Genomic DNA, 22,952 nt, shown 5'->3' with positions numbered 1-22,952 from the left:
CCAAGCAACTCATACAACTAAATCAGTTGCGGCGTGACAGGTGTTTTATTTGTTGAGATTTGGGATGGCTTGTAACGCGGGCAGGGGGTGAGCATTTTGGCGCGGGATCAAGCGGGCGCCAGTCTTCCCGAACCATTGATGGGTCAATGAACTGGCCCTAGTCGGAATTCAATGGATACATGTAGGGGCGCGTGGCCTTGCCGCTTGATGCCTTGGAGTGGCACTTTGCCGTGGCCATTCATCAACAGCTGGCGCGGCATTTCAGGCTTCAAACTCAAATTTAATGACGGGCGCGTCACTTGGTCCGATATTGCGGGGCGGCAGGACAAATTCGCACCGATCGCTGCCCATAATGGCCTCACTAAAAAGCCAAGCCGGCACGAGCCGGAGGCAAGGAGACCTGATGCAGCCGAACTTCCTGTTGTTCATCATGGATCAACAGCGCGCGGATCACGTGGGCAGCTATGGCAACGCCATGCTGCGCACGCCAGCGCTGGACGCCTTGGCGGCGCAAGGGTGGTCTGCTGACCGCTTCTACGTGGGCTCGCCGATCTGCATGCCCAACCGCGCCACGTTGATGACCGGCCGCATGCCGTCTGTGCATGGGGTGCGGCATAACGGCATTCCGCTGTCGCAGCGCGCCACCACGTTCGTTGAACGTCTTCGCGGCGCGGGGTATGCCACGGCATTGATCGGCAAGTCGCATTTGCAGAACATGACGGGCAAGGGGCCGCTATGGCCGCCGCCGCCGTCGTCGGGCAGCATTCCCTCCCACGGTGAAGCCTGGGCGGCCGAACCCGGCAATTACGATCAGGAGTGGGGGCCGCTCTGGCGGTCGGACCCTGGCCACGATCTGGATACGCCTTTCTACGGTTTCGACCGCGTGGCGTTGGCGGTGGATCATGGCGATCAGGTCTGGGGCCATTACGGGCGCTGGCTTGCGCGCGAGCATCCCGAAGCGCGGCGGCGTTGGGGTCCCGAGCACGCGCTGCCTGCGCCTGACTTCGTATTGACCCAGCATCAGCAAGCGTGGCGGACGCGGGTGCCCGAGGAGTGTTCCACCACCGCCTACATCGGCGATCAGACCATCGCGCAACTGCGCGAGCATGCGGCAAGCGGCGCGCCGTTCTTCCTACAGTGCTCCTTTCCCGACCCGCACCATCCCTACACGCCGCATGGGAAGTACTGGGACATGTACCGGCCGGAAGACGTCGCGCTGCCGGCCTCATTTCACGCGAGCGCGGCTGCCGGCCACGCGCCGCCTCCGCATGTGGCCTGGCTGTATCAGCAGCGCGATCAGGGCAAAGCGGTCAAACATACGCCGGCCGTGTTCGCCTGCACGGAACGCGAAGCGCGGGAAGCCATCGCGTTGAACTACGGTTCCATCAGCCATATCGACGCCACGATCGGCCGCGTCATGCAGACGTTGCGCGACACAGGGCTGGATGACAACACCGTCGTCATCTTCACCAGTGACCACGGCGACTACTTCGGCGATCACCAGTTGCTGTTCAAGGGGCCTATCCACTATCAAGGCCTGATCCGCACGCCCTTCATCTGGCGCGACCCGCAATCCAAGCCCGCCGCCGCGCGCAGTCAGGCGTTGTGCTCTACCGCCGATATCGCCGCAACCATTCTGGCGCGAGCAGAACTGCCTGAATACAACGGCATGCAGGGCATGTCGTTGTTGCCGCTGATGTCAGGCGCCGTCGACACCGTACGCGATGCGGTGCTGATTGAAGAAGAAAGCCAACGCACGATGTTCGGTTTTCCCAGCCGCACGCGCATGCGAACGCTGCAAACGTCGCGCCATCGTTTAAGCGTCTACGCGGACGCAGGCTGGGGCGAACTCTATGACTTGCAGGAAGACCCCGACGAATTGCGCAACCTATGGGATGCGCCGGCCGCCGCCGCCACACGGGGCGAACTGTTGTTCGCGTTGTCGAAGGCCATGATCCGTCACGCGGAAACGAGCCCCCATCCCACCGCTATTGCCTGATGGCACCGCCCAGGCCGCGGCTTGCGTGCGGCCGACACCCCGGAGAGAAAAATGTTCAAGCCTTCGCTATTCTGCATGGCGCTGTTTTGCATGCCGCTGATTGGGCCGGGCGCGTCTGCCGCCTCGCCGGCCGATTATCCGAATCGTCCTATCCGGCTCATCGTTAACTTTTCGCCTGCCGGTCCACTGGATATTGGCGCCCGCGCCATTGCGATGGCCGCCAGTGAATTGCTGGGCCAGACAATCATCGTTGAAAATCGTCCCGGCGCCTCGGGCAATATTGGCGCAAAGGCCGTCGCCAAGGCCGAGCCTGACGGCTACACGTTGCTCATGACGCTGGATACCTTGGTGACTGTCAACCCGCACGTCTTCAAAGACCTGGCCGAAGAGGTAACCCGGTACCTGGAGCCGCTAAGCGTCGCCGGCAGTTTTGGTCTGGCGCTGACGGTGCGCGCCGACCTGGGCGTGGCGACATTTGAGGATTTTGTCCGATACGCCAAGGCGAACGCCGTGACCTATTCATCGGCGGGCTACGGTAGCCCGGGCAATCTCGCTTTTGAAAAACTGAACCTGGCGCTTGGCTTGGACGTCGCGCACGCGCCTTTCCGTGGCAGCGCGGGCGCCGTCAATGCCTTGCTTGGCAATCAAATCCAGGCAGGGTTTCTGGCCGCCTCAGCCGTGCAGCCGCACGTGCGAGCGGGAACGATGCGCGCGCTGGCGATCTCGTCACGCGAGCCGGACCCGGATCTTCCCGGTGTGCCCGCCATGGCGAATCTGGGCATGGCGCCGTTAAAGGATTTTGAAGCGGCCTTCGCCTTTCTGATCATGGCGCCCAAGGGCCTGCCGCCCCACATCGCGCAAAAATGGGATGAGACCTTGGCAGCGGTGTACGCGCGGCCAGCGTTCCAGAAGAGCATCTCCAGCTTGGGGATGCGCGCGCCGTTTGCGGGGCGCGTGGAAGCAAAAAAGTGGGTGGAAACACGAGCCGGAAGCTGGGGAGAGGTGATCGCAAAGGCAGGGATTAAAGGGGAGTAGGGCCGCAGGGTTGTTTGCAGGTCAGGCTGTGCTGCAATTTTGCGAGTAGCTAGCGTCACATTAACGTCCGCTAAGGGGCGGGCTGTGTAGGGCGAGACTGATTTTGGAGTCGGGGTTTTCTCGGGGGGCTGAAGGTAAACTCTTCGAAAAGTGGAATCGCAAACGTTGCCTGCCAGCAATGATCCACGCCAACCTGATTGCGTCATCAAAATCATCATGCCCATCGCCGACCTTGCCGCCGCGCTTTCCTCGCCCGTTCATTCCCCCGACGACCTGGATTCCCTGGAGCAGTTCTTCAACCGCCCCGAGGTCCGCGCCTTCTACCTGGAATCCCAGGACGACGCGCACACCTCGGCCAACCTTCAGGCTTGCGCCGCGCTGCTGCCCGATCTGCACCCCAGCCGTGCCTCGGCGCTGGCGTTGATGTGCGGCTCGCTGGTGGAAGACGACGCAGATCCGACCATTCTCTTTCCGACACTGCAAACGTTGCTTAAGCAATGGCTGCAAACGCTGCGGCCCTACTGCGCGCAAGAAGTCGAGGAAGACGATGAAGAGGTCGAGGCCGTGGATCGTCAAGCGTGGGCTGATGCTCAGGCCAGGCTCGCCGCCGTGCCGGAAGAGAAGCGCTGGGAAGTGGAGTCGTTGCAAGAAGCCGTGGACGTGCTGGTGCTGCCGATGATGACCATGCTGATGCGCAGCCAGCGCAATCACCAGGCTTTTATCGCAGACCGGGATTTGATGGCGCTGCTGCACCCGATGGCGACGAACAACGACAGCTTGCCGTTCGAGCAGCTGCATTATCTGTGGATGGCGTCGCAGGTCAGTTACGAGGATGAATTGATCGTGGTGTTGCCCACTTCAAAGACGGGTTTCGTGGCGCAGGCGCATGCCATCAACAACACCTTCCATGCGTTCACCTTATTGCAGATCTTGATTGGCGAGCATGCGCAAGCGTTGGGCGTAAAGCGCGAGATTCCCGCGCGTCAGCCGGACATGGACCGGGACACCGCCGACTTCCAATGGCTGCAAGCCGGCGCTTTCACCAACGGCGAACTGACCCAGCCGATGCTGTGGGCCTGGGGCGAAGCCGCGTTGCGCCACAACATGGCCAGGCACGGCAAGCGGGTCCTGATTGCATTGGAAACGGACGAAGGCACGACGCGAAACTGGTCGGGATTCAACGGCATCATTCACGATGCGCAGGAACCGTCGATGACCTTCAAGCGTTATCTGACGGCGGAAGAAGTGGCGTCTTACCTTGCTTGAGCATCTTGGTGGCACATACGCTGCGTCAAGGCGCCCGCCGAATGTGGCGAGTGAGACTTCCCGGTGTCAGACTGCAATTTCGCGGAGCCCGTAACTGCGCTTCGCGGTGTCAGGCTACGTAATTGCAGTCTGACACCACTGCTCCGACCCCACTGCTCAGCACTGCTCCGTAATTGCAGTCTGATTGCTTACCTGACTGGAGACCCCCATGCAGACCAACGAAATTCATCGCGGGCGGCTGATCGACCACATTCAACTCGTGGTGCGCGATCTGCCCGCCAGCCAACGGTTTTACCAAGCGGTGTTTGACGCGCTGAAGGTGCCCATGGGCGGCACCGCGGAGGATTATTTCTGGGCCGATGAACTGTTTGTGTCGACGGCGTCGAGCAAGGCGGCATCCGGCGAATTGACGGGACGTCATCATCTGGCGTTTCAGGCCGAAGACCAGGCGATGGTGGATGCGTTCTACCAGGCGGCGCTGGCGAACGGCGGCAAGGACAACGGCGCGCCGGGTTTTCGGGACTATCACCCGGGGTATTACGGCGCGTTTGTGCTGGACCCGGATGGCAACAATATCGAAGCGGTGTTCCACGGCGAGGCGCAGCGCAGTGCACCGTCGGTCAAGGTGACCTTCTAGACAGCTTTGGCGTATCGCTGCTGCTGCTGCTGCTGCTGCTGCTTCTGCTGCTGCCGGCAGCATCGGACGCAACCTCGGGACGCGCGGAAATTCTGCGATTTCCACTTCGTCCCGATTCAAGGCTGCTACATGTCATGCCTGCATCACCACTTGCCTTGGTTCTGTGATTGCGTCTGCATCGGCGGCGCAGCGCTGCCGGGCCGCACCGTGTCCATGTACTTTCGATAATTGGCGATGTACTCCGGGCTGGTGATGTCGGGCGAATTGTCGCTGCTCCAGCTGCGTTCGACGCCTGATTGCTTCCACGCAGCCAGGTCGCGCATGACTTCGTCGCGGCTCAGGGGAATGTTGGGTTCCGGCACGGCGGTGGTCGGGGCAACCGCGGTTTGTGCGAGTGCGCTGCCGGAGAGCAGGGCGGCGGCAAGCGCAATGGGCACGAGACCGCGCCACGTTAGGACTGTCTTCATGAGGAACTCCTTGATGACGAGAGTGACCCCTCCCTCTCATGGCTTCGGCCTCATGGTAGGGCCGCATGGGTGGATGCCGCATACCCCAAATTGGGTACGCCTCTGCCATCGCCGGATGGTGTCCGGCGCGCGCTTACAGCAAGGAGGCCAGCCGGACGAGCTCTGATTGGCGGTGGCATTCCATCTTGCTGAGCAAGGACGCTACCTGCTTGCGCACGGTCAGCACTGATGCCTGGCGCAACGTCGCCACTTCTTCCACGCTATGACCGGCGGCCAGGCCCGCCAGCACGGCGGCTTCGGCGCGAGTAATGGCGAAGACGGCTTCCAGCTTGCCCACGTCGGGCATGGCGAACGCGCTTTTACGGCGCATGCGCACGAGCATCATGCGTCCTCCGGCGGGGCTGAGCGTCTCGGGCGCCGGGCTGATGTCGATCCAGAACACCTCGCCCCAGCTGGCGGTGGTGGCAAGGGACCGCATCTGGCGGTCGCGGCCGATGGCGGCGCAATAGCCTTCGAATAAGCGCTGTAACTTGGCATTGGCATGGCGCAGCTTGCCGCCCCGCACGGTCCAGCCGTGGCCATCGTCCAGGTAGCGCAGCGCCAGCGCCGACATTTTATTGACCAGGAATTCCTTGCTGATCAGCATCACGGCTTCGCCGACGCTTGAGAACGCGTTGTCGATGGATTGCCAGCCGACAGCAACCGCCTGTTGCCGTTGCAGCCGACGGCTGTGCCGGGTGGCGCCCCGTGCGTCCACCAGGGCGTGCGCGTTGCGCAGGATGTCTTGCCACGGCGAGGCGGGGTCGCTTAGCGGGGGGGCGCCTTCGAACGGGCGCTGTAAGGCAATCTGATGCTCGGCCATGATGTGCCTCCAACGCTGGTTCGGACGTAATCGCGGTTACGTGTCACACGTGGTAGGGAGGTCCGGCGAAAGGGGCCGGATCGGCGCTCGGCTGCTGCGGATCAGAGCGGATGGGCGCAGGCTTGCCGGCACTTGTTGGCAGCCCGTCCCCGAAGCGCAAATTATGCGCGTGAAATCGTCGTCGCGCCCTGATGCACGTGCACCGGGTTATTCCGATCAGAATCATGCGGGCGGTTACGCGCCGTCTTGTCCCAGCAAGCGCAGCAATCGCGCCCGGCGCTCGGGATCGGCCTTGCGGGCCTCGGCGGCCAGCTTTTTGTCTGGGCCGCATAAGCGTTCGCGTACGACCGGCGCTTCGTACTCGGGCAAACGGGCCAAGGCCTGGACCAGGCGGTCCAGCGTGGTGTCGTCGTCCAGGGCGGGTTTGCCCGGCAGTTTGAAATTGTCGGTGCAGCGGCGCACGCACGCGACGATGGTGTCGACCGACGCGGGCGTCAACCCGTGCTGCTGGATGAACAAGGGCGTGAACCGGTCTTGCGCGGACTGATGCTCGTCATCGACCAACTCCACGTAGTGCGTGACCAGCGCAAAGTGGCGGGCATCGGCCAGGCCTAACGCGAAGGTGGCATACGTGCCTGCCAGGCAGGCTTTTTCGTCATCGGCGTCGGTGTACCACTCGTACGGCTTGATCGCCGCGCGGGCGTAGGCGGCAAGTGCGTCATGCGCGTCCGGGTACTGCGCGGCGTTGGCAAAGAAGCGGTGCGTGTCGGACTTTGCCAGCCCCTTTACGGGCAGGTAATTTCTGGCCTTGCTTTTGACGCTTAATTGATAGCCCGGCGGAAATCCGGTTTGCAGCAGGCGCGTGATGAAGGCCAGAGCTTGTTGGTAGGCGGCGGCGCATTCCTGGCGGATGTGCACGGTGATGGTGGACAGCACGTCATTGGCCGCGCCGTCGAACTCGGGCGTGGATACGCGCAGATGTTCGGGCGGATGCGCGCCGCTGCCATCGGTGAGCATGCGGGCGGCGCGTTCGCTGCCCAGTTGTTGCGCCAGTTCCAGAAAGCCCAGGCCAGTGGGCCGGCTGTATCCCGGCTCGTGGCGCAGAATCAGCGTGGCGGCGTACAGCAACAGATCGACGTCGCGGTCAGCCGGGTCCAGCGTGGCGCCGGGTTTGGCGTGATAGACGTTTTGGCGGAACGCGTTCTGCTCAATGCTGAAATAGCGCGGCAGGTACTGCGTTTCAGCCCAGCTGCGCAGCGCGTGGATGATGCTGTGGCGTTGCTCGTCCAGCGTGGGTTGGCCCGCGTTCAGTTCCAGCACGCGCTGAAAGATGCGGATGAGCCAGGCGGGGTCCGGCGCGGGAAACAGCTGCTTGTCCAGCAGATGCCGCGTCAGGAAAAAAACATCCAGCTGTTGGGTGGGATGCGTGCCTTGAAAAAGGTTCTGGTCCAGATACGCCTGCACGCGCTCGCGCAGCAGCTGGCGCTTGGCCTCGTCGATGTGTTCCACCAAGGTCAGCCGCAGCCGGCCGCCCGTGGTGGGAAACTGCGCCCGGAAGCGAAACGTGTGGTTCAGCAGCACGGAACTGCCCAGCTTCGCAATCCGTTCGCGCACCGCGTCGGCCAAGGGGGGCACCAGATGCTCCTGCACCTGCTCGGGGCTGAGCGGACCATTGCGGCCTTGCGGACGCAGGCCATCTCCGCCATTCGGCGACCAATCGGGCGACAGGTCGAACACAATGCGCGAGGGATCGTATTCCAGCAGGATTTCGTCGTGGATGCCAAGTTGCAACGACGTGCGATGCGCGATGTCGTTGAGGCCTTCGCGGGCTTCCTGCTTGTTGAACCAATCGTGGATGGCAGCCAGCGATTCGTCCAGCATCTGGTGGCCGGTCTTGTGATGCAGGCCGATTGCGCCTTGTGTGTCTAGCGTCATGTTGCGTGGGCGCCGCGGCAGGCGCGAGAAGATCAATGAAGGGGAGCCATGCTACGGGGCAATGCGAGGGACGGCAATGCTACCGGGCCAACGCGATGGACGGCAATGCTACTGGGGCAAGGCGAGAGACGGCAATGCTACCGGGGCAACGCGATGGACGGCAATGCTACTGGGGTAATGCTGCCGGATCAGCGGGGCGTGCCGAGCCGCCCGGCGGCAAAATCGCCGCCCGCCACAGATCCAGGAAGTGCCGCTTCTTCAGCGGGTCCAGATACACCAGCAGCCCCACGCCCAAGGCCATGGGGCGCACGCCCGCAGCCGGCACAACTGACGCATTGACGCGGCGCATGCCGGACTGCTTGACCAACATCTCTTGCCCCCGCGGCGACAGCAGGTAATCCAGCAGCCGCGCGCCCAGGTCCGCGCGCGGGGCCTGCTTGGGGATGATCGCCGAGCGCGACAGCATCAGCGTGTAGTCCTGCGGGTAGATGATGGCCAGCGGCGCACCCTGGTCGATGCGATGCCGGGTGTAGGACTCCAGCAGGTTGTAGGCCAGCGTGACGTCGCCGCGTTCGAGCTTGTCCAGCGCGTCTTCGGTGGATTCGTGGATGGTGACGCCGTTGCGGCCGAACGCGGCCAGCAGCGCGCCCGCCATGCTGTCCAGCCGCGTGTCCTGCGTGGCGGCCAGATAGCCGATGCCGCTGCCCTGCACGTCATAGGTCGAAATACGGTTTGCCAGCGGTTGATCAGGCGCTTGCAGCAGCGACAGCAATTCGCGGCGCGTGTGCGGCACACGCGTGGCGGCGAGTTTGCCGGTGTTGTAGACCATGACGATGGGGTCTGTGCCGATGCTGAAAACCTCGTCGCGCCAATTCGCCCAGGCGGGCAGGGCGCGCGTTTCGGGTGACACATGAACGCGTGCGTAGCCGTCGTTGACGAGCTTCGTCTGCAAGTCCATGGCGCTGCTGATGATCAGGTCGGGGCCGTGCAGGGCGGTGGGGTTGGCCTTGGCGCGGTCGATCGTGTCGCCATACAGCTGCTGGGTGGATAACTCGGTGTATTCCAGCCGGACGCCGGGGTTCAATTGGCTGAAGTCTTCCAGCACGCCCTTGAACACCTGCACGCTGTTGGAGGCATGCAGGATCAGCACGTTCTTGCTATCGGCGGGGCCTAGCGTCAGGCCGCTGCCGCTGACCTCGGCGGCGTGGCTGCTGGTTGCGACTAGCAGCAGGGCGCAAGCGATAGCGCCGCGAGTGATGACGCCACGAGTGATGACGCCACGAATGCGGAGCAGGGCGTTACGCATGACGGTCATTCCGAAATTGCCCCGGCAATAGGATGACCGCATTCAGCCCGCCGCCCACACGGTTGCTCAGGCTGAGTGTGCCTTGATGGATATCGACGACGCGTTTGATGATGGACAGGCCCAGTCCGGCGCCCGGTGTGCGGGGGTTGGGGCCGCGCGCAAAGCGTTCAAAGGCCGTGTGGGCCATCGCGGGCGGGATGCCCGGCCCCTGGTCGGCGACGGTGATGCGCCAGCCCCCGTCATGGGCGTCAAGCGTGACGTCGATATGGCCGTCGTCGTTGGCGCCATGGCGCAAGGCGTTGTCGATCAGGTTCTTGAAGGCTTCGCGCAGCATCAGGCTGTCGCCCAGCACGTGGGGCGCTTGCGCGGGCGCATCTTCGGGCGAGACGGCTGGCAGATGCAGGCGCACGTCGGGTTGCGGATCGGCTTGCGGCACGGTGTCGTACACGGCCTGGCTCAGCAGCTCGGCCAGATTCACCGGTTGGAATTGTTTGACGTTGCTGCGGTGAATGACGCTGGCGTCGCTAAGCAGCTGGTTGACCAGCCGGGACAATTTCTCGGCGTTGCGCAACACGGCGACCAGGCTGCGGCGCTGTTCGGCGGCGTCGTCTTCGTCCAGCGCGACTTCCATCTGCGCGTGCAACGCCGCCAGCGGCGTGCGCAACTGATGCGCGGCTTCGGCAATGAACAGGCGCAGCGTGTCCAGGTTCTCGGACAAGCGGGCCATGAAGCCATCCAGCGAATGCACCAGCGTGTCCAGCTCTTCCGGCACGGGCGCGGCGATGGGGTGCAGGTCCGAGGCGCTACGCGTGGCCAGCTCGCGTTCGATGCGTTGGATGGGCGACAGCGACCGGCGCAGCCCCCAGTACGCCAGCGCCAGCGCGGCGGCAGCGAAGGCGATCAGCGTCAGCGTGCCTTGCCAAAGAATGCTGTCGGCCAAGGCATTGCGGGCTTCGCGAGTTTGCGCCACCTGGATGATGGCCGCTTCGGCGTTGCGGGGGCCGGCGATCTTGCGTTCCATCCACGCGATGCGGACGGGCGCGCCTTGGTAGGTGGCGGTGTAAAGCTGGGGCGTATCGGCGGCATCTGCTTGCGCGCGCGCCGGAGGCGGCAGGTCGGCATATCCGGAAATTTCTGCGCCGTCGGCGGCGGCGACGCGGTAGAACACGCGGTCGCGCGGGGCTTGTTCCAGCAGCGCCAAGGCGGCGTAGGGCATGTCCATCTGCCATTCGCCCTGCACCAGTTGCAGGCTGTCGGCCATGGACAGGACCGAGGCGCGCAGCAACTGGTCGTAGGTGGTGTCGGCCGTTTGCTGGGCGTAACCGCGCACCAGCAGAAAAATCGCGCCCAGCCCCACGGCGAACAGCGCCAGCAGCATGGTGAGCAGACGGCGGCGGACGGAGATGCGGCCCAACTGCACGGGATTAGTCCGGCGCCTTGGCCGGCGCGCCGTCGTCCGCCCGGGCATCAGCGCCGTCGTTTGCCCCGGCATCAGCGCGGGCATCAGCGCGTTCATTGGCGCGGTCGGTGGACGTCAGCAGGTAACCCGTGCCGCGCTGCGTTTCAATGCGCAGCGGCGAGCCTTCCAGCTTGCGGCGCAGCCGGGCGATGTAGACCTCGATGGCGTTGGGCGCGGCGTCGTCATCGAAGGCGAACAGCTTGTTGGCGATCTCGGTTTTGCTGACGGCCCGGTTCATGCCGGCCAGCAGGATTTCCAGCAGGCTGTATTCGCGCTTGGGCAGGTCGATGCGTTGACCCGCCAGCGACACATGCCGCGCGGCGCTGTCGATGACCAGGTCTCCAAAGCGCTGCACACCGGTGGCTTGTGCGATTGGCCGGCGCAGCAGGGCGCGGCAGCGCGCCTCAAGCTCGCGAAAGTCAAAGGGTTTGGCCAGATAGTCATCGGCGCCGGTATCCAGGGCATGGACGCGGTCTTCGATGTCAATGCGCGCAGTCAGCGCCAGCACGGGCGTCTTGCTGCCGCGATCACGCAGGCGGTGCAGGATGTCAAAGCCAGACATGCGCGGCAGCCCGATGTCCAGGATGACGAGATCAAACGTCTCGTATTGCAGCACGCCGTCGGCGCTCAGGCCGTCGTTTTGAAGGTCCACCGCGTGGCCGAGACGGCGCAGCCGGCGGACGAGGGCGTCGGCCAGATCCTCGTCGTCTTCGATTACCAGGATGCGCATCTGGCGATTGTAGCTGCGTCCAAATCTGGAAAAAACGACAGGTTCCAGACAGCTTTTATTTCTAGTCTTCGGCACCGGCCTTCCTTGCTGAAGGCGGCGCCACACATAACAACGACTAGTCGGAGATACCCCCTCATGCTACTGACCCTGCTTGGCTTCGGCATGGTGATCACGTTCATGACGCTGATCATGACCAAGCGCCTGTCGCCGTTGGTCGCCCTTATCCTTGTCCCCATTATTTTTGCGCTGCTGGGCGGCTTTGGCGCCGGCATCGACAAGATGATGCTGGACGGCATCCGCAAGATTGCGCCCACGGGCGTGATGCTGATGTTCGCCATCCTGTACTTCGGGGTGATGATCGACGCCGGCCTGTTTGACCCCATCGTGGGCCGCATTCTGCGCGCGGTGAAGGGCGATCCCTTGAAAATCGTGGTTGGCACGACCGTGCTGGCCCTGGTGATTTCCCTGGACGGCGACGGCTCCACCACCTACATGATCGTGGTGGCCTCGATGCTGCCGCTGTATCGCCGCCTGAAGATGAACGCGCTGTCGATGACCTGCCTGGCGATGCTGGCCAGCGGCATCATGAACCTGACCCCGTGGGGCGGGCCGACGGCGCGCGCCGCCAGCGCGCTGCACGTGGATGCGGGCGATATTTTCATTCCGCTGGTGCCGGTGATGGGCGTGGCCATCGTGTCCCTGCTGATCCTGGCGTTCTTCCTGGGCCTGCGTGAGCGCCGCCGTTTGGGCGTGCTGTCGTTGCCGGATGGCGCATCGCTGCACGCGGGCTACGACGAAGACGGCCCCAAGAACCTGCCCGAGATCGAAGTCGACCACGACCTGCGCCGCCCCAAGCTGCTGTGGGTGAACGCCGGCCTGACGCTGGCGCTGATGGTCAGCCTGGTGATGGGCATTCTGCCGCTGCCGGTGCTGTTCATGATTGCGTTTGCCGTCGCGCTGATCATCAACTATCCGAACCTGGCCGAACAACGCCGCCGCGTCGCGCAGCATGCGGGCAACGTGTTGTCGGTGGTGTCGCTGATTTTCGCGGCGGGCATCTTCACGGGCATCTTGTCCGGCACGGGCATGGTGGAAGCCATGTCGCGCAGCCTGCTTGCGGTAATTCCGGACGCGATGGGCCCGTATCTGGCCGGCATCACCGCGCTGGTCAGCCTGCCGTTCACGTTCTTCATGTCGAACGACGCCTTTTACTTTGGCGTGCTGCCGATCTTGAGCGAAGCCGCACAGGGCTACGGCATTTCGCCGGTGGAAATGGCGCGCGCATCGCTGATCGGGCAGCCGGTGCACCTGCTCAGCCCGCTCGTGCCGTCCACGTATCTGCTGGTGGGTCTGGCGGGCGTGGAGTTCGGCGACCACCAACGCTATGCACTGAAGTGGGCCACCATGGTCTGCATGGTGATGCTGCTGGCCGCCCTGGCGTTTGGCCTGTTCCCCCTGGTTGGGGCGGTGGGTTGACGGCCCCTTTGAATTGAAGGGTTCGGTGGGTTGATCCGCGGCGCGTGCCGCACATCTGAATAAGGAATGGTCATGGCTTTGCGTATCGCTTATGTCACCAGCGGAATGGGCCACACGGGTACCGCGATCTGCCAGGCGCTGCATCACACCGGCCACCGTGTGGTGGCAGGCTGCGGCCCGCGCTCATCGCGCCGCGACAGCTGGCTGAAGGAACAGAAATCGCTGGGTTACGACTTCGTGGCGTCCGAAGGCGACGCCACGGATTGGGCGTCGACCGAGGCCGCGTTCGCCAAGGTGCGCCGTGAAGTGGGCGACATCGACGTGCTGGTCAACAACGCCGGGTCGATGCTGGACATGCGCTTTCGCCAGATGGCGTATGCCGACTGGTCGGCCGTGCTGCGCAGCAACCTGGACACGCTGTTCAACAGCACCAAGCAAGTCGTCGACAGCATGGCCGACCGCGGCTGGGGCCGCATCATCAACATTGGTTCCGTCGCCGCCGAAAAGGGCCAGATCGGCCAGATCAACTACGCCACGGCCAAGGGCGCGGTGATCGGCTTCACGCGGTCGCTGGCGCAGGAAGTGGCGGCGCGCGGCGTGACGGTAAACCTGGTGTCGCCCGGCTTCATCGCCGACGACACCGTGAAGGCGTTCCCGCCCGCGCTGCTGGACCGCATCATCGAAAGCGTGCCGGTCGGACGCTTGGGCACGGCGAAAGACTTGGCTGGGCTGTGCGCCTGGCTTGCATCCGATGACGCGGCTTTTGTCACGGGCGCCAACTACGCCATCAATGGTGGCGTGTACATGAGCTGAGCTCGTGCGCTGACGCTTGAGCGGCCTGCGCGCCTAGTGCGCGCGGCTTTTCAGAAAATCTGGAATGGACGTGGCGGTGCGCTTGCTATCGGCCAGCCACTCCACGCGCCACTCGGTGATGCGCTCGGCGATGGCGTGTTCAAAGACGCCCGGTGTGGGTTCGTTGATGGATTCAAACTGCCGCACCAGCACAAGCGGCTGCTCGGCCCCCGGCGTGTCTTCGGCGCACTCGGCGGCTTCTTCGAAGGTGGCGAAGGCGTAGTAATAGTCATCACCTTCGTGTAAGTCTTCGCCGCCCGCGTGAGGGTGAACCCACACGCGGTATTCCAACACATCGTCATAGAAATACCCGCCGCCGGATTTGGTCAGGGCGGGGTATTCGCCAACCTGGGCGGGGTCGATGGCGATGGGGTGGGAGGAGGATGCAGATGACGTCATGGTGCAGAGTGAATAGGAAGTTAACCGTGTCGGGACGGCCGGGGCGCTACCTTATCCGACAAACGACGCGGCTAGTGCGTCAACGCCAGATGTGCGATGTAGCCGGACCGGCTTTCGCCGGCCGCGCGGGCTTTCGCGTCGATTCGGGCGAGTATGCGCCGGGGCAAACTGATATTGACGCGCTCGATGGTGTCGTCCATGACGGCAGGGTCTATTTCCACGATGGCCCAGATCCAGCCTGTGAATTCTGGATTCGCTTGATGAGCCGCGATGCCGCTGGGCGGCGGCACGGGCGCGCCGCTATCTAACGCGGCTTCAATCCAGAGCTCTATCGCTTCTTTCGTGTTTTCGATGGCTTCATCAATGCCCGAATCGGATGCTGAAAAGCAACCGGGCAGATCCGGAACGACAACGCCCCATGCTTGCGTGTCGCTGCCGGGCTCTATGGCGATGGGGTATTTCATGAGTTTCCTTGGTAAGCCGTGAGCGGACCAATAGATATGGCGGTGACCGATCTACTTCAGACCAGCTTGGGTCAACAACTTGGTGACCAAGCCGATTCCAAGGTCCTTCTTTGGATGGGGCACGCTGAGATGCCCAGGCTTTTCCGGGTGGACGTAGATGTGATGCGAGCCTCTCGCATTTCGGTAAACCCAGCCTGCTTGGCGGAGCTGTCTGATGAGTTCTCGGCTGTCCATGATGTGTACCATACACATCGCACAAATGAAAAGGGTCTGCCGCGGGAATAATCAGACCAAAAGATGGCACGCCCCTTATGCAAAAATGCACCCGTTTTCGAATTTCAACAGGAGCGGTTCATGCAGACTACGTGGCGAGCGGTGGCGGGGGTGATCGCAGGGGTGGCCTTGGTGGGGCTTGCCGGCTGCGGGAAGAAAAATGAGTACCCCGAGAGCATTCGCCTTGTGACGTATAGCTCGTGCGTGGAAGGCTTCAAGAAAAGCGCGGGTGCGCGGCCGGACGTGGATACGCGCTCTGCCATGTATTGCCAATGCGTGCTGGACGGCTTGCAGAAGACAGTGGTGCTCAAGGACTACACCGCCTATGACCGGATGCTGGTCACCAACGAAAAAGGCCCGGAGCGCGACCGCATCGAAGCGCTGGTCAACGGCGTCGTCAATATGTGCGTGGCGGAGCAGTTAAAAAAATAGGGTGGCGTTGCCGGAGCCGGAGCCGGAGCCGGAGCCGGAGCCGGAACAGGAACCGGAACCTGAGCTGCAGCTGGAACTGGAACTGGAACTGGAACCCGGCGTGGCTCAGGTGCATTGCCATAGATGGCCGCTGACCCGGCAGCCGACGCACCAGAACGTGTAGTTGCAGCCGCCGCTGCCCCATAGCCATTCGCCGCCATCGGCTTGAGGCAATCCGGAATCCAGCTGCATGACGAAGTGCATGTCTTGCTGGCAGTCGGGGCAGGCGGGATAGTTGGCGGACTGAACCCAGCTTGGCGCGCCGCCCACGCGGTTCAGGTTCTGCCTGCCGTTCGATTGCCCCCAATCCTGCCAGGCCCAACGCGACGGCGCGGTGAATAGCTGAACGTCGGTGTCCAGCAGCGCATCGGCGACATAGTCCGGGGCCGACGCGTTTTCCAGGACTTGACTCGGGTGGGCGTGCGGGACGCCTTCCCCATCATGGCGATAGAACATCGCGCCATCGCTCTCCCACCCTTGGCATGACAGGCAGGTGGCGACATCAAGCGGCGTGGCGCTGGCTATGCCAGCCACGGCGGGATCATCCAGGGATAGCAAGCGGTGCAGCGGCGCGTGACAATGCCCGCAGGTGCTGGGCAGTCGTCCGCCCATGCGCGCTTGGGTGGCGGACTCGGCGTTCGCGCCCCAAGTGGGATGCGCCTTTTGCACATCACGCCGCCATGTGGGCTGATCGGCCAGCATGGGTTTGCGCTGGCTGGCACTCAACCCGATATGCAAGGGGCGCTCTGAATGCAGGGCGCGTATGCCGCCATCCTGCGACGCGTAGCCGGCAAGGTGCAGCCATGATTGGGCCAGCGCGTCGGGGTTGGGGAACAGGCGTAACCATGCTTGCTGCACAGCTTTGGGCTGGCGCGACCGCAGCAACGCAATCGCGCGTGAGCGGCCCAGCGTGCCGTCGCTGACATCGTCTTCCAAGGTGGCGCACCACTCCGCCGACGTCGTGGCGTCGAGCGCGCGCCAAGCCTGATCTGCCAAATACTCGGGGCCGCCTTCGCCGGCGTGCACGGCGCTCAGATACGCGTTCCAATTGCTGGCGAAGACATCGGGGTATTGCAAGGCGGCGGCATCCAGCACTTCGCTCAGCATGTCTGAACGGGCGCCTTGCCGGGCGCGTTGCCACGCGGCGTTGACGGTTGCGATGTAGCTGTCGTCGTCCATCAGGTCGAGCGCGGCGTCAATGAACGTTGCGTGCTTCAGGTTGCGGTCCAAGGCTTGCACTACCAGGTCGCCCAACGCCTTCGGATCGTGCGCGCGCAGCTGCAGCATTTGCGCCATGGGGTCGTTGCCTTTCCAACCCAGGCGTTCGAAGGTGTCCAGAATCTCGGTGGCGGTTTGCATGAGCGGGGTCTGCATGAACGGGGTTTGCACGAGCGGGCGTTCGATGCTTGGGCTTTGCATGAACGGGCCCTGAATATTTTCAGGCGAGAGAATATCCGATCGTGTCTAGCGCCGGCGAAAACGGGCATCGCGACGATACCTGTCACAGTGGATTTCGAAACCGGCATGGCCTTAACACGCGGTAACGCTTCGTCCTGATTGCGTTAAATCTGATCCCTAGAATGCGTGGCGTAGGCATGTGCCGTGCATTGAGAAGGTCTAACGTGAAAAAGCAAATCGTCTCTACTCTTTTGGTTGCCGTGATGGCAGCAAGCAGCGGTTTGGCCTATGCGCAACCCGATCGTGGCCCCGGCGGCCCTGGTGGCCCCGGCAGTCCCGGCAATGGCCCTGGCAACAGCCATGGAAATGGCCACGACGACGCACCGGGCAAGGGGCCGAACCACGGCCAGAACAAGGGGCCGGGCAAGGGGCCGAATTATGGTCCTGGCCAAGGGCCGGGCCATGACGCCGGCCGTGGCCCAGGTCCGAAGCACGGCCATGGCTACGACCGCCCCGATCCCGCACCGTCGCGCTGGTCCAAAGGCGAACGCGTGCCGCAGCCTTATCGTGGTCCGCAGTACGTCATCAATGATTGGCGCGGTTACCACCTGAAGCAGCCGCCGCGCGGCTATCAGTGGATCAGCGTGGGCGCCGACTACTTCCTGATCGGCGTGGCCACAGGCATCGTGTTGGAATCAGTGTTTGATCGTTGATTGCAGGCGCGAGCGCCCGCGCGAAGTGCTGCGGGAGTCCGGCTTGCCGGACGCCAAACTTCGTCGACCCTAGCTGGGCTTGCTTGACGCCCCGACTCCGTCGATCCGGGCGAGGCGTGCTTGAATCCCCGGCTTCATCGATCCGGGCGGGGCGTGCTTGACGCCCCGACTCCCTCGACCCGGGCGGGGCTTGCCTAACGCCCCAGCTTCATCGACACATCTGTATGTGTCCCACGGTCCAGATCTGCGCCCAGCGGCTGATCCCAATCGGGCAGGCTGAGCAGTTCTTTGCTGACTTCGCCAGCCTCGATACGGCGGGCGATATCGTCCAGCAGCAGCGAGCGCGTGGCGAAACCCTTGCCTTGGAGGTCGCGGGCAAAGAGGCGGTAGGTAAGGTTGGGCTCCACGCCTTTCATGACGCCAAGGTCCAGGATGCGGCCTTGTTCATTGCGCATCAGCAAGTGGCCAGGCCGCGCGTAGATGCGGTAGATGCGCCACGGAGATGAGATGGCGGCATGGCTGCGTTGCGGGTCGCGACGCGGCTCGCCGCTGGCGGGCGGCGGAGAGGCTGACGGAAGCAGTTTGACGCAGGCGTTGGCGAATTTGGCGATCGACCTTCTGATCGCGCTCACGCTCGATCTGCGATAAAAAGGACGTGCGCGGGGCAGAGGGTTCGGGGAAAGCGAGTGTTGCGATGATGCATAGCCATACTCCTGTATGGCGATACGGCGAGGTGACGCACGTTCAAGCACCATTGGCCGAGCATACGCCTTATATTGTTCGGGTATACGCTTACGCAGCGTTGGTTACGTAATAAGTAACCGCGAAGCAAACTTTAGAAAACCCCGCTGCACGCCCCGAATTACTTGGTTTTGCCATTAATTAAGCCCAATCAGCCGCGAAAATAATACATGCGTGGTAAATGGAAACGCTGATTGACTTTAAGAACCTCTGCACCCATAGTGGATTAGAAGCTTTTCGAGCATCGTGATTTTCGTCCGGTCTTGCTCCCCTAGGGGCGCTACATTGTTCGCAGTCCTTTCCTTGACAGGCTCACCTTCGCGGGCGGTGCCCGCTATTAAAAGGAATGAGATTATGGAAACCGGAATCGTAAAGTGGTTTAACGATGCGAAAGGATTTGGCTTCATCATGCCCGAGAACGGCGGCAAGGATTTATTTGCGCACTTCTCGGAAATTGTCAGCGATGGCCATAAGGTCCTGATGGAAAACCAACGCGTCAGTTACGTGACTGCGCAAGGTGCCAAAGGCCCTCACGCCACGCAAATCCGCGCTTTGTGAATGAAGGCCCGTTGGGCCTTTTTAACAAATAGGGGGTTTCATGTTTCACAACAATATGGTCTACAAGGGCTATCGGCTTACCGCCAGTGTTTCCCGGATTACAGTCGGGGGCAGCAGCCGGCCCGCCTTCACCGCAACCGTCGCGGTGGAGTTGGCAGCAGATCAGGACAAGCTCAATGAACATCACGCCGTGCCGTTGTTCGAATCGGGCGGCTTTGTTTCCAGTCCCGGCATGGCGGTAGACGCCGCGATCAATCATGGTCGCCTTGTCGTCGACGCGCATGCCAGGCCTTCTTGAAATGCCGCAGCTTGACGCTGCATGCCTGCCAGACAGGGCCGCCCGCTTGGGCGGCCTTCTTGTTGGCGAGTGTCGAGGAGAGTTTCATGATGAATTCAGACGACAGGGCCACATCTTCGCCCGGCAACGGCGACGCGAATGCAACGATCGACGCGTGGGCGCCGCCGTTTCCGTTTGAACAACTGGATGCCGCCCAGCAGCGCACGCTCGCTGAGCTGGGGGTGGCAGTGCTGAACCTATGGAGCGATTTGCCGTCCGACACGCGTCAGCGATTCGTGAGCCGGCTGGCGATGCCGGCTGATCCGGATGTGCCTGCGCTTCAGGCCCGCATTACGCGCTTCGTGGCGGATGCCACGGCATTGCGCGTCAGACTGGCAACGCCGCTGCGGCCAGGCGTGTCCCGCGCCGGGCGTGATGACGAAGACTTCGTCGACCGCGCCAAGTTGGCCTACAAGCTGGACGGCGGTGCCTCCGAGCCCGCGCACTACAGTCACATCAACGAATTCGAAGGCAAGCGCGTTGTGGTCTTGCGCAACAAGCGCGGCGTGCTGGCGGTGTATGAAGATGTTGGAGGTCTGGCGACGCGGCTGGCGCATTGGCCGGTGTCATGGGTGTGAAAAGAAGTGTGCATGTGGCGTCGTGTTTGAACGCCTGGACGCCGATGTAAAGTCTTTGGAAGCCAATCATTTTCCTTAAGGACAAGATGGTGCCTGAAATCCCTGAGACGTCGATCCTGTTGTTTTCCTACGGAACCTTGCAAGACAAGGCCGTGCAGCTGGCTAACTTCGGCCGTGAACTGACCGGCCGGCCCGATGCCATGACGGGCTATGTGCAGCATTGGGTCGACATCACTGACCCCGAGGTCTTGAAGACCAGCGGGAAGGCTCAGCACCCGATTGTCTACGCCAGCTACGACCCCAAGGACGAAGTGCGAGGCACGGTCTTCGAGGTCACCCAACAGGAGCTGCACGCCGCCGACACCTACGAGGTGTCGGACTACAAGCGTGTGTCGGTGTTGTTGAAGTCCGGCGTACACGCGTGGGTCTACATCCAGGCCTGACCCAGGGTTTGACCCCGGGGGACGAGGCGCTCAATCAGCGGTCCTGCGGCGCCACGCCTTCCAGGCTGTGCCGCAGCGCTGCATGCGCGGCCTGGTCCACCGGCCGGTGTTTGCGTTCGGTGCTGGCGGGATACTTCTCCAGGCAGTTTCCGCCCTTGCGGTCTTGCGACGGGCGGATCGGGCGTGGCGTGAAGCCGCCGCCGCAGTTCGGGCAGACGTTGCCCAGCACCTCGTCCACGCAGCTCGCGCAGAATGTGCATTCAAAACTACAGATGCGCGCATGGGTGGCGTCCGGGGGCAGGGCGGTGTCGCAGTGTTCGCAGGTGGGGCGCAGGGCGAGCATGGGGCATCCTTCACGTCGATTGGGCAACCCGCAGCGTAGAGCCTGCGGCGGATTTTAGCCACGCCCGATCCAGACACAAAAAGGAATGAAAACGGTCAGCCGAGTTGCATCTGGACGCGGCCGCCGCTTGTACACTCGGATCACCTTTACGGGCACAGGGGATGCTTGATGGCCGGCAGTAGTTTCTTCGCATTGTTCGACGACATCGCCACCATTCTGGACGACGTCTCTGTCATGACCAAAGTGGCCGCCAAGAAGACGGCCGGCGTGTTGGGCGACGACCTGGCGCTGAATGCGCAGCAGGTGACCGGCGTGCCCGTCAACCGCGAGCTGCCCGTGGTGTGGGCGGTGGCCAAGGGATCGTTCATCAACAAGCTGATCCTGGTGCCGGCGGCGCTCTTGATCAGTGCTTTTGCGCCCTGGGCGATCACCCCTTTGCTGATGCTGGGCGGCGCGTTCCTGTGCTTTGAAGGCGTGGAAAAACTGGCGCACAAATTCCTGCCGCATGGCGAATCGGCCGAGGGCAATCACGCCGCGCGCGCCGAGGCCTTGCAGGATGCGTCGGTGGACATGGTGGCGTTTGAGCGCAGCAAAATCAAAGGCGCGGTGCGGACGGACTTCATCCTGTCGGCAGAAATCATCGTCATCAGCCTGGGCGCTGTGGCGGGCACGGACTTCACGCGCCAAGTCGCCGTGCTGTCGATCATTGCGATTGCGATGACGGTGGGCGTGTATGGGCTRGTGGCCGGCATCGTCAAGCTGGACGACCTGGGGCTCTACCTGAGCCAGAAGCGGTCGCAGGGCGTGGCCTGGCTGGGCAAGCGCATCGTGGGGGCGGCGCCTTATTTGATGAAGACCCTGTCGGTCGTTGGCACTGCCGCCATGTTCATGGTGGGCGGCGCCATCCTGACCCACGGCATCGCGCCGGTGCATGCCGCCATCGAACACGCCGCCGCCGCGGTGGGCGGGGGCAGCGTGGTGCAAGCGTTGACGTCCACTGTGCTCAACGCCTTGTTTGGCATCGTGGCGGGCGCCGTGGTGCTGGGTGTGGTCAGCGTGGCCAAACGGCTGTTCAAGAAAGGCTGACGTTTCGGGCGGCCACCCTTTCCGGGTGGCCCTGCCATCAATACATTTGTCTGCATCCGGTTGGCGCATCCCGCCAGCCTAGGGAATCCCCTGCCTTGTTGCGTCGAAACCGCTGCGCCTAAAATTGGCGCCAATTTATGTGATTATTGTTTCGACCACCGGCATCCGCCATGCGTCCGCCCACGCGGCCATGGCAAAGAGGAAATCATGCAGTCCAACGCAGCTATCGCTCTTCAACCCGACGCCGCGCTCGCGCGCGCCATGTACGACCTGGGCCACAGCACGGTCTTCGCAGCCCGCACCGACCCGCGCTTTTCGTATTGCATGTACGTGCCGCCGCACATCGACACCGCCAGGCATCCGATGGAGCTGGTCGTCATCATGCACGGCACCGGCCGTGCCTTTGTGGAATACCGCGACGCGTTCGCTGAATTCGCGCGCTGGAACGATTGCATCGTGCTGTGCCCGCTGTTCCCCGTGGGCCCGCTGGGCGACGGCAACCGCGACGGCTTCAAGCAGCTGCTCGAAGGCAACATCCGCTATGACCACATCCTGCTGGACATGGTCGCGGAAGTGGGCGAGAAGTTCGGCCTGCAATTCAAGAAGTTCGGCCTGTTCGGCTATTCCGGCGGCGGCCAGTTCGTGAACCGCTTTGCCTACCTGCACCCGGAAAGCCTGTGGGCCGTGTCGATCGGCGCGCCGGGTTCGGTGACCTTGCTGGACCCAAGCCAGGATTGGTGGGTGGGCGTGCGCGATGCCGAAACCCGCTTCGGCAAGGGCGTGGACATTGAAGCCCTCAAGCAAGTGGCCGTGCACATGATTGTGGGCAAAGCCGACCTGGAAACCTGGGAAATCACCCACCGCGAAGGCGGCAAGTTCTTCATGCCGGGCGCCAATGACGCCGGCAAGACGCGCCCCGAACGCCTGGAGTCGCTGCGCCGTTCGTTCGAAGCGGCAGGCGTGAAGGCGGTGCTGGATGTTGTGGATAACGTGCCGCACGATGGTCTGAAATGCGTGGGCCAGGTGCAGGACTTCCTGGCGGACGCGCTGCGCAAGTTGCGACATGCGAAAAATTGATATCGCTGAAGGCGGACGCCACGCGTTGCCGTGCGTCCGCGTTCAGG

The 22,952-nt window shown here is 63.0% G+C and carries 26 protein-coding genes; 14 read left to right on the top strand and 12 right to left on the bottom strand.

Translation table 11 applies throughout. The features are described 5' to 3' along the window. The first annotated feature begins 403 nt into the window (after positions 1–403). The 4 genes from AC1DSJ_RS14295 (at position 404) to AC1DSJ_RS14280 (ending at position 4,937) form a co-directional block, all read left to right on the top strand. Positions 404–1,999 (top strand): sulfatase family protein, encoded by a 1,596-nt coding sequence (locus tag AC1DSJ_RS14295; protein WP_441370602.1) that lies wholly within the window; start codon positions 404–406, stop codon positions 1,997–1,999. 51 nt (positions 2,000–2,050) lie between these two features. Further along, complete coding sequence (locus AC1DSJ_RS14290) at positions 2,051–3,034, top strand: Bug family tripartite tricarboxylate transporter substrate binding protein (RefSeq protein ID WP_441370603.1); 984 nt, start codon at positions 2,051–2,053, stop codon at positions 3,032–3,034. 216 nt (positions 3,035–3,250) lie between these two features. Further along, positions 3,251–4,300 (top strand): hypothetical protein, encoded by a 1,050-nt coding sequence (locus AC1DSJ_RS14285; protein ID WP_441370604.1) that lies wholly within the window; start codon positions 3,251–3,253, stop codon positions 4,298–4,300. 208 nt (positions 4,301–4,508) lie between these two features. Continuing rightward, the gene (locus AC1DSJ_RS14280) at positions 4,509–4,937 is read left to right on the top strand and encodes a VOC family protein (protein WP_346552100.1); all 429 of its coding nucleotides are present in this window, start codon (positions 4,509–4,511) and stop codon (positions 4,935–4,937) included. Between the two features lie 143 nt (positions 4,938–5,080). Here the strand turns inward: AC1DSJ_RS14280 and AC1DSJ_RS14275 are convergent, their stop codons facing one another. From AC1DSJ_RS14275 to AC1DSJ_RS14250, 6 genes are all read right to left on the bottom strand, one after another. After that, complete coding sequence (locus AC1DSJ_RS14275) at positions 5,081–5,404, bottom strand: DUF4148 domain-containing protein (protein WP_175171706.1); 324 nt, start codon at positions 5,402–5,404, stop codon at positions 5,081–5,083. Positions 5,405–5,537: 133 nt separating this feature from the next. Continuing rightward, entirely contained in the window at positions 5,538–6,266 is a 729-nt protein-coding gene (locus tag AC1DSJ_RS14270; protein ID WP_082387104.1) for a LuxR C-terminal-related transcriptional regulator, read from the bottom strand. 234 nt (positions 6,267–6,500) lie between these two features. Continuing rightward, the gene (locus AC1DSJ_RS14265; protein ID WP_441370605.1) at positions 6,501–8,201 is read right to left on the bottom strand and encodes a DUF6138 family protein; all 1,701 of its coding nucleotides are present in this window, start codon (positions 8,199–8,201) and stop codon (positions 6,501–6,503) included. A 166-nt stretch (positions 8,202–8,367) separates the two neighbouring features. After that, positions 8,368–9,507: an ABC transporter substrate-binding protein gene (locus AC1DSJ_RS14260; protein WP_441370606.1), complete on the bottom strand. Its 1,140-nt coding sequence runs from the start codon at positions 9,505–9,507 to the stop codon at positions 8,368–8,370. After that, entirely contained in the window at positions 9,500–10,927 is a 1,428-nt protein-coding gene (locus tag AC1DSJ_RS14255; RefSeq protein WP_441370607.1) for a sensor histidine kinase N-terminal domain-containing protein, read from the bottom strand. The genes AC1DSJ_RS14260 and AC1DSJ_RS14255 overlap by 8 nt, the downstream gene beginning before the upstream one ends. Positions 10,928–10,931: 4 nt before the next feature. Beyond that, the gene (locus tag AC1DSJ_RS14250) at positions 10,932–11,696 is read right to left on the bottom strand and encodes a response regulator (protein ID WP_441370608.1); all 765 of its coding nucleotides are present in this window, start codon (positions 11,694–11,696) and stop codon (positions 10,932–10,934) included. Between AC1DSJ_RS14250 and AC1DSJ_RS14245 the strand changes: the two genes are divergently transcribed. Next, positions 11,622–13,172 carry a CitMHS family transporter gene (locus AC1DSJ_RS14245; RefSeq protein ID WP_441370609.1) on the top strand — a complete coding sequence of 517 codons (1,551 nt, stop codon included), beginning with the start codon at positions 11,622–11,624 and terminating at the stop codon, positions 13,170–13,172. The two genes, AC1DSJ_RS14250 and AC1DSJ_RS14245, sit on opposite strands and share 75 nt — an antisense overlap. Positions 13,173–13,244: 72 nt before the next feature. Continuing rightward, positions 13,245–13,985, top strand: coding sequence for an SDR family oxidoreductase (locus AC1DSJ_RS14240; RefSeq protein ID WP_054424713.1), 741 nt, complete (start codon positions 13,245–13,247; stop codon positions 13,983–13,985). A gap of 33 nt (positions 13,986–14,018) precedes the next feature. Here AC1DSJ_RS14240 and AC1DSJ_RS14235 read toward each other — a convergent pair whose 3' ends face one another. The 3 genes from AC1DSJ_RS14235 to AC1DSJ_RS14225 all read right to left on the bottom strand — a co-directional run bounded on the left by AC1DSJ_RS14235 (position 14,019) and on the right by AC1DSJ_RS14225 (position 15,121). Continuing rightward, positions 14,019–14,423 (bottom strand): GCN5 family acetyltransferase, encoded by a 405-nt coding sequence (locus AC1DSJ_RS14235; protein WP_441370610.1) that lies wholly within the window; start codon positions 14,421–14,423, stop codon positions 14,019–14,021. Between the two features lie 71 nt (positions 14,424–14,494). Next, positions 14,495–14,887 (bottom strand): type II toxin-antitoxin system HicB family antitoxin, encoded by a 393-nt coding sequence (locus AC1DSJ_RS14230; protein ID WP_175171709.1) that lies wholly within the window; start codon positions 14,885–14,887, stop codon positions 14,495–14,497. 51 nt (positions 14,888–14,938) lie between these two features. Then, positions 14,939–15,121 (bottom strand): type II toxin-antitoxin system HicA family toxin, encoded by a 183-nt coding sequence (locus AC1DSJ_RS14225; protein ID WP_082387125.1) that lies wholly within the window; start codon positions 15,119–15,121, stop codon positions 14,939–14,941. Between the two features lie 120 nt (positions 15,122–15,241). Between AC1DSJ_RS14225 and AC1DSJ_RS14220 the strand changes: the two genes are divergently transcribed. Next, positions 15,242–15,592 carry a hypothetical protein gene (locus AC1DSJ_RS14220; RefSeq protein ID WP_441370611.1) on the top strand — a complete coding sequence of 117 codons (351 nt, stop codon included), beginning with the start codon at positions 15,242–15,244 and terminating at the stop codon, positions 15,590–15,592. Positions 15,593–15,697: 105 nt separating this feature from the next. Here AC1DSJ_RS14220 and AC1DSJ_RS14215 read toward each other — a convergent pair whose 3' ends face one another. Continuing rightward, complete coding sequence (locus tag AC1DSJ_RS14215; protein ID WP_441370612.1) at positions 15,698–17,050, bottom strand: hypothetical protein; 1,353 nt, start codon at positions 17,048–17,050, stop codon at positions 15,698–15,700. 203 nt (positions 17,051–17,253) lie between these two features. Here AC1DSJ_RS14215 and AC1DSJ_RS14210 point away from each other — a divergent pair, with 203 nt between their 5' ends. Further along, on the top strand, positions 17,254–17,742 hold the full coding sequence (locus tag AC1DSJ_RS14210) for an RcnB family protein (protein ID WP_427950227.1): 489 nt from the start codon (positions 17,254–17,256) through the stop codon (positions 17,740–17,742). 194 nt (positions 17,743–17,936) lie between these two features. On the opposite strand, the gene AC1DSJ_RS14205 is transcribed toward AC1DSJ_RS14210, so the two are convergent. Continuing rightward, a complete protein-coding gene (locus AC1DSJ_RS14205) occupies positions 17,937–18,374 on the bottom strand; it encodes a hypothetical protein (protein ID WP_054424220.1) in 438 nt (145 codons plus the stop codon). Between the two features lie 463 nt (positions 18,375–18,837). On the opposite strand from AC1DSJ_RS14205, the gene AC1DSJ_RS14200 reads away from it, so the two are divergent. The 4 genes from AC1DSJ_RS14200 (at position 18,838) to AC1DSJ_RS14185 (ending at position 20,399) form a co-directional block, all read left to right on the top strand. Further along, the gene (locus AC1DSJ_RS14200; protein ID WP_054424219.1) at positions 18,838–19,041 is read left to right on the top strand and encodes a cold-shock protein; all 204 of its coding nucleotides are present in this window, start codon (positions 18,838–18,840) and stop codon (positions 19,039–19,041) included. Positions 19,042–19,081: 40 nt separating this feature from the next. Further along, positions 19,082–19,339, top strand: coding sequence for a hypothetical protein (locus tag AC1DSJ_RS14195; protein ID WP_054424217.1), 258 nt, complete (start codon positions 19,082–19,084; stop codon positions 19,337–19,339). Positions 19,340–19,425: 86 nt separating this feature from the next. Next, positions 19,426–19,956 carry a hypothetical protein gene (locus AC1DSJ_RS14190; protein ID WP_054424215.1) on the top strand — a complete coding sequence of 177 codons (531 nt, stop codon included), beginning with the start codon at positions 19,426–19,428 and terminating at the stop codon, positions 19,954–19,956. An 86-nt stretch (positions 19,957–20,042) separates the two neighbouring features. Next, positions 20,043–20,399: a gamma-glutamylcyclotransferase family protein gene (locus tag AC1DSJ_RS14185; RefSeq protein WP_054424213.1), complete on the top strand. Its 357-nt coding sequence runs from the start codon at positions 20,043–20,045 to the stop codon at positions 20,397–20,399. Positions 20,400–20,433: 34 nt separating this feature from the next. On the opposite strand, the gene AC1DSJ_RS14180 is transcribed toward AC1DSJ_RS14185, so the two are convergent. Then, positions 20,434–20,742: a DUF1272 domain-containing protein gene (locus AC1DSJ_RS14180; RefSeq protein ID WP_342066144.1), complete on the bottom strand. Its 309-nt coding sequence runs from the start codon at positions 20,740–20,742 to the stop codon at positions 20,434–20,436. 168 nt (positions 20,743–20,910) lie between these two features. Here AC1DSJ_RS14180 and AC1DSJ_RS14175 point away from each other — a divergent pair, with 168 nt between their 5' ends. Together AC1DSJ_RS14175 and AC1DSJ_RS14170 are read left to right on the top strand one after the other, a co-directional pair. Further along, complete coding sequence (locus AC1DSJ_RS14175) at positions 20,911–21,828, top strand: DUF808 domain-containing protein (RefSeq protein ID WP_441370613.1); 918 nt, start codon at positions 20,911–20,913, stop codon at positions 21,826–21,828. A gap of 207 nt (positions 21,829–22,035) precedes the next feature. Continuing rightward, entirely contained in the window at positions 22,036–22,905 is an 870-nt protein-coding gene (locus AC1DSJ_RS14170; RefSeq protein ID WP_175171712.1) for an alpha/beta hydrolase family protein, read from the top strand. Positions 22,906–22,952 lie beyond the last annotated feature (47 nt).

It is taken from the genome of Achromobacter sp. 01N37 (assembly GCF_056399725.1).
This window is presented reverse-complemented; position numbering and strand designations above follow the sequence as displayed.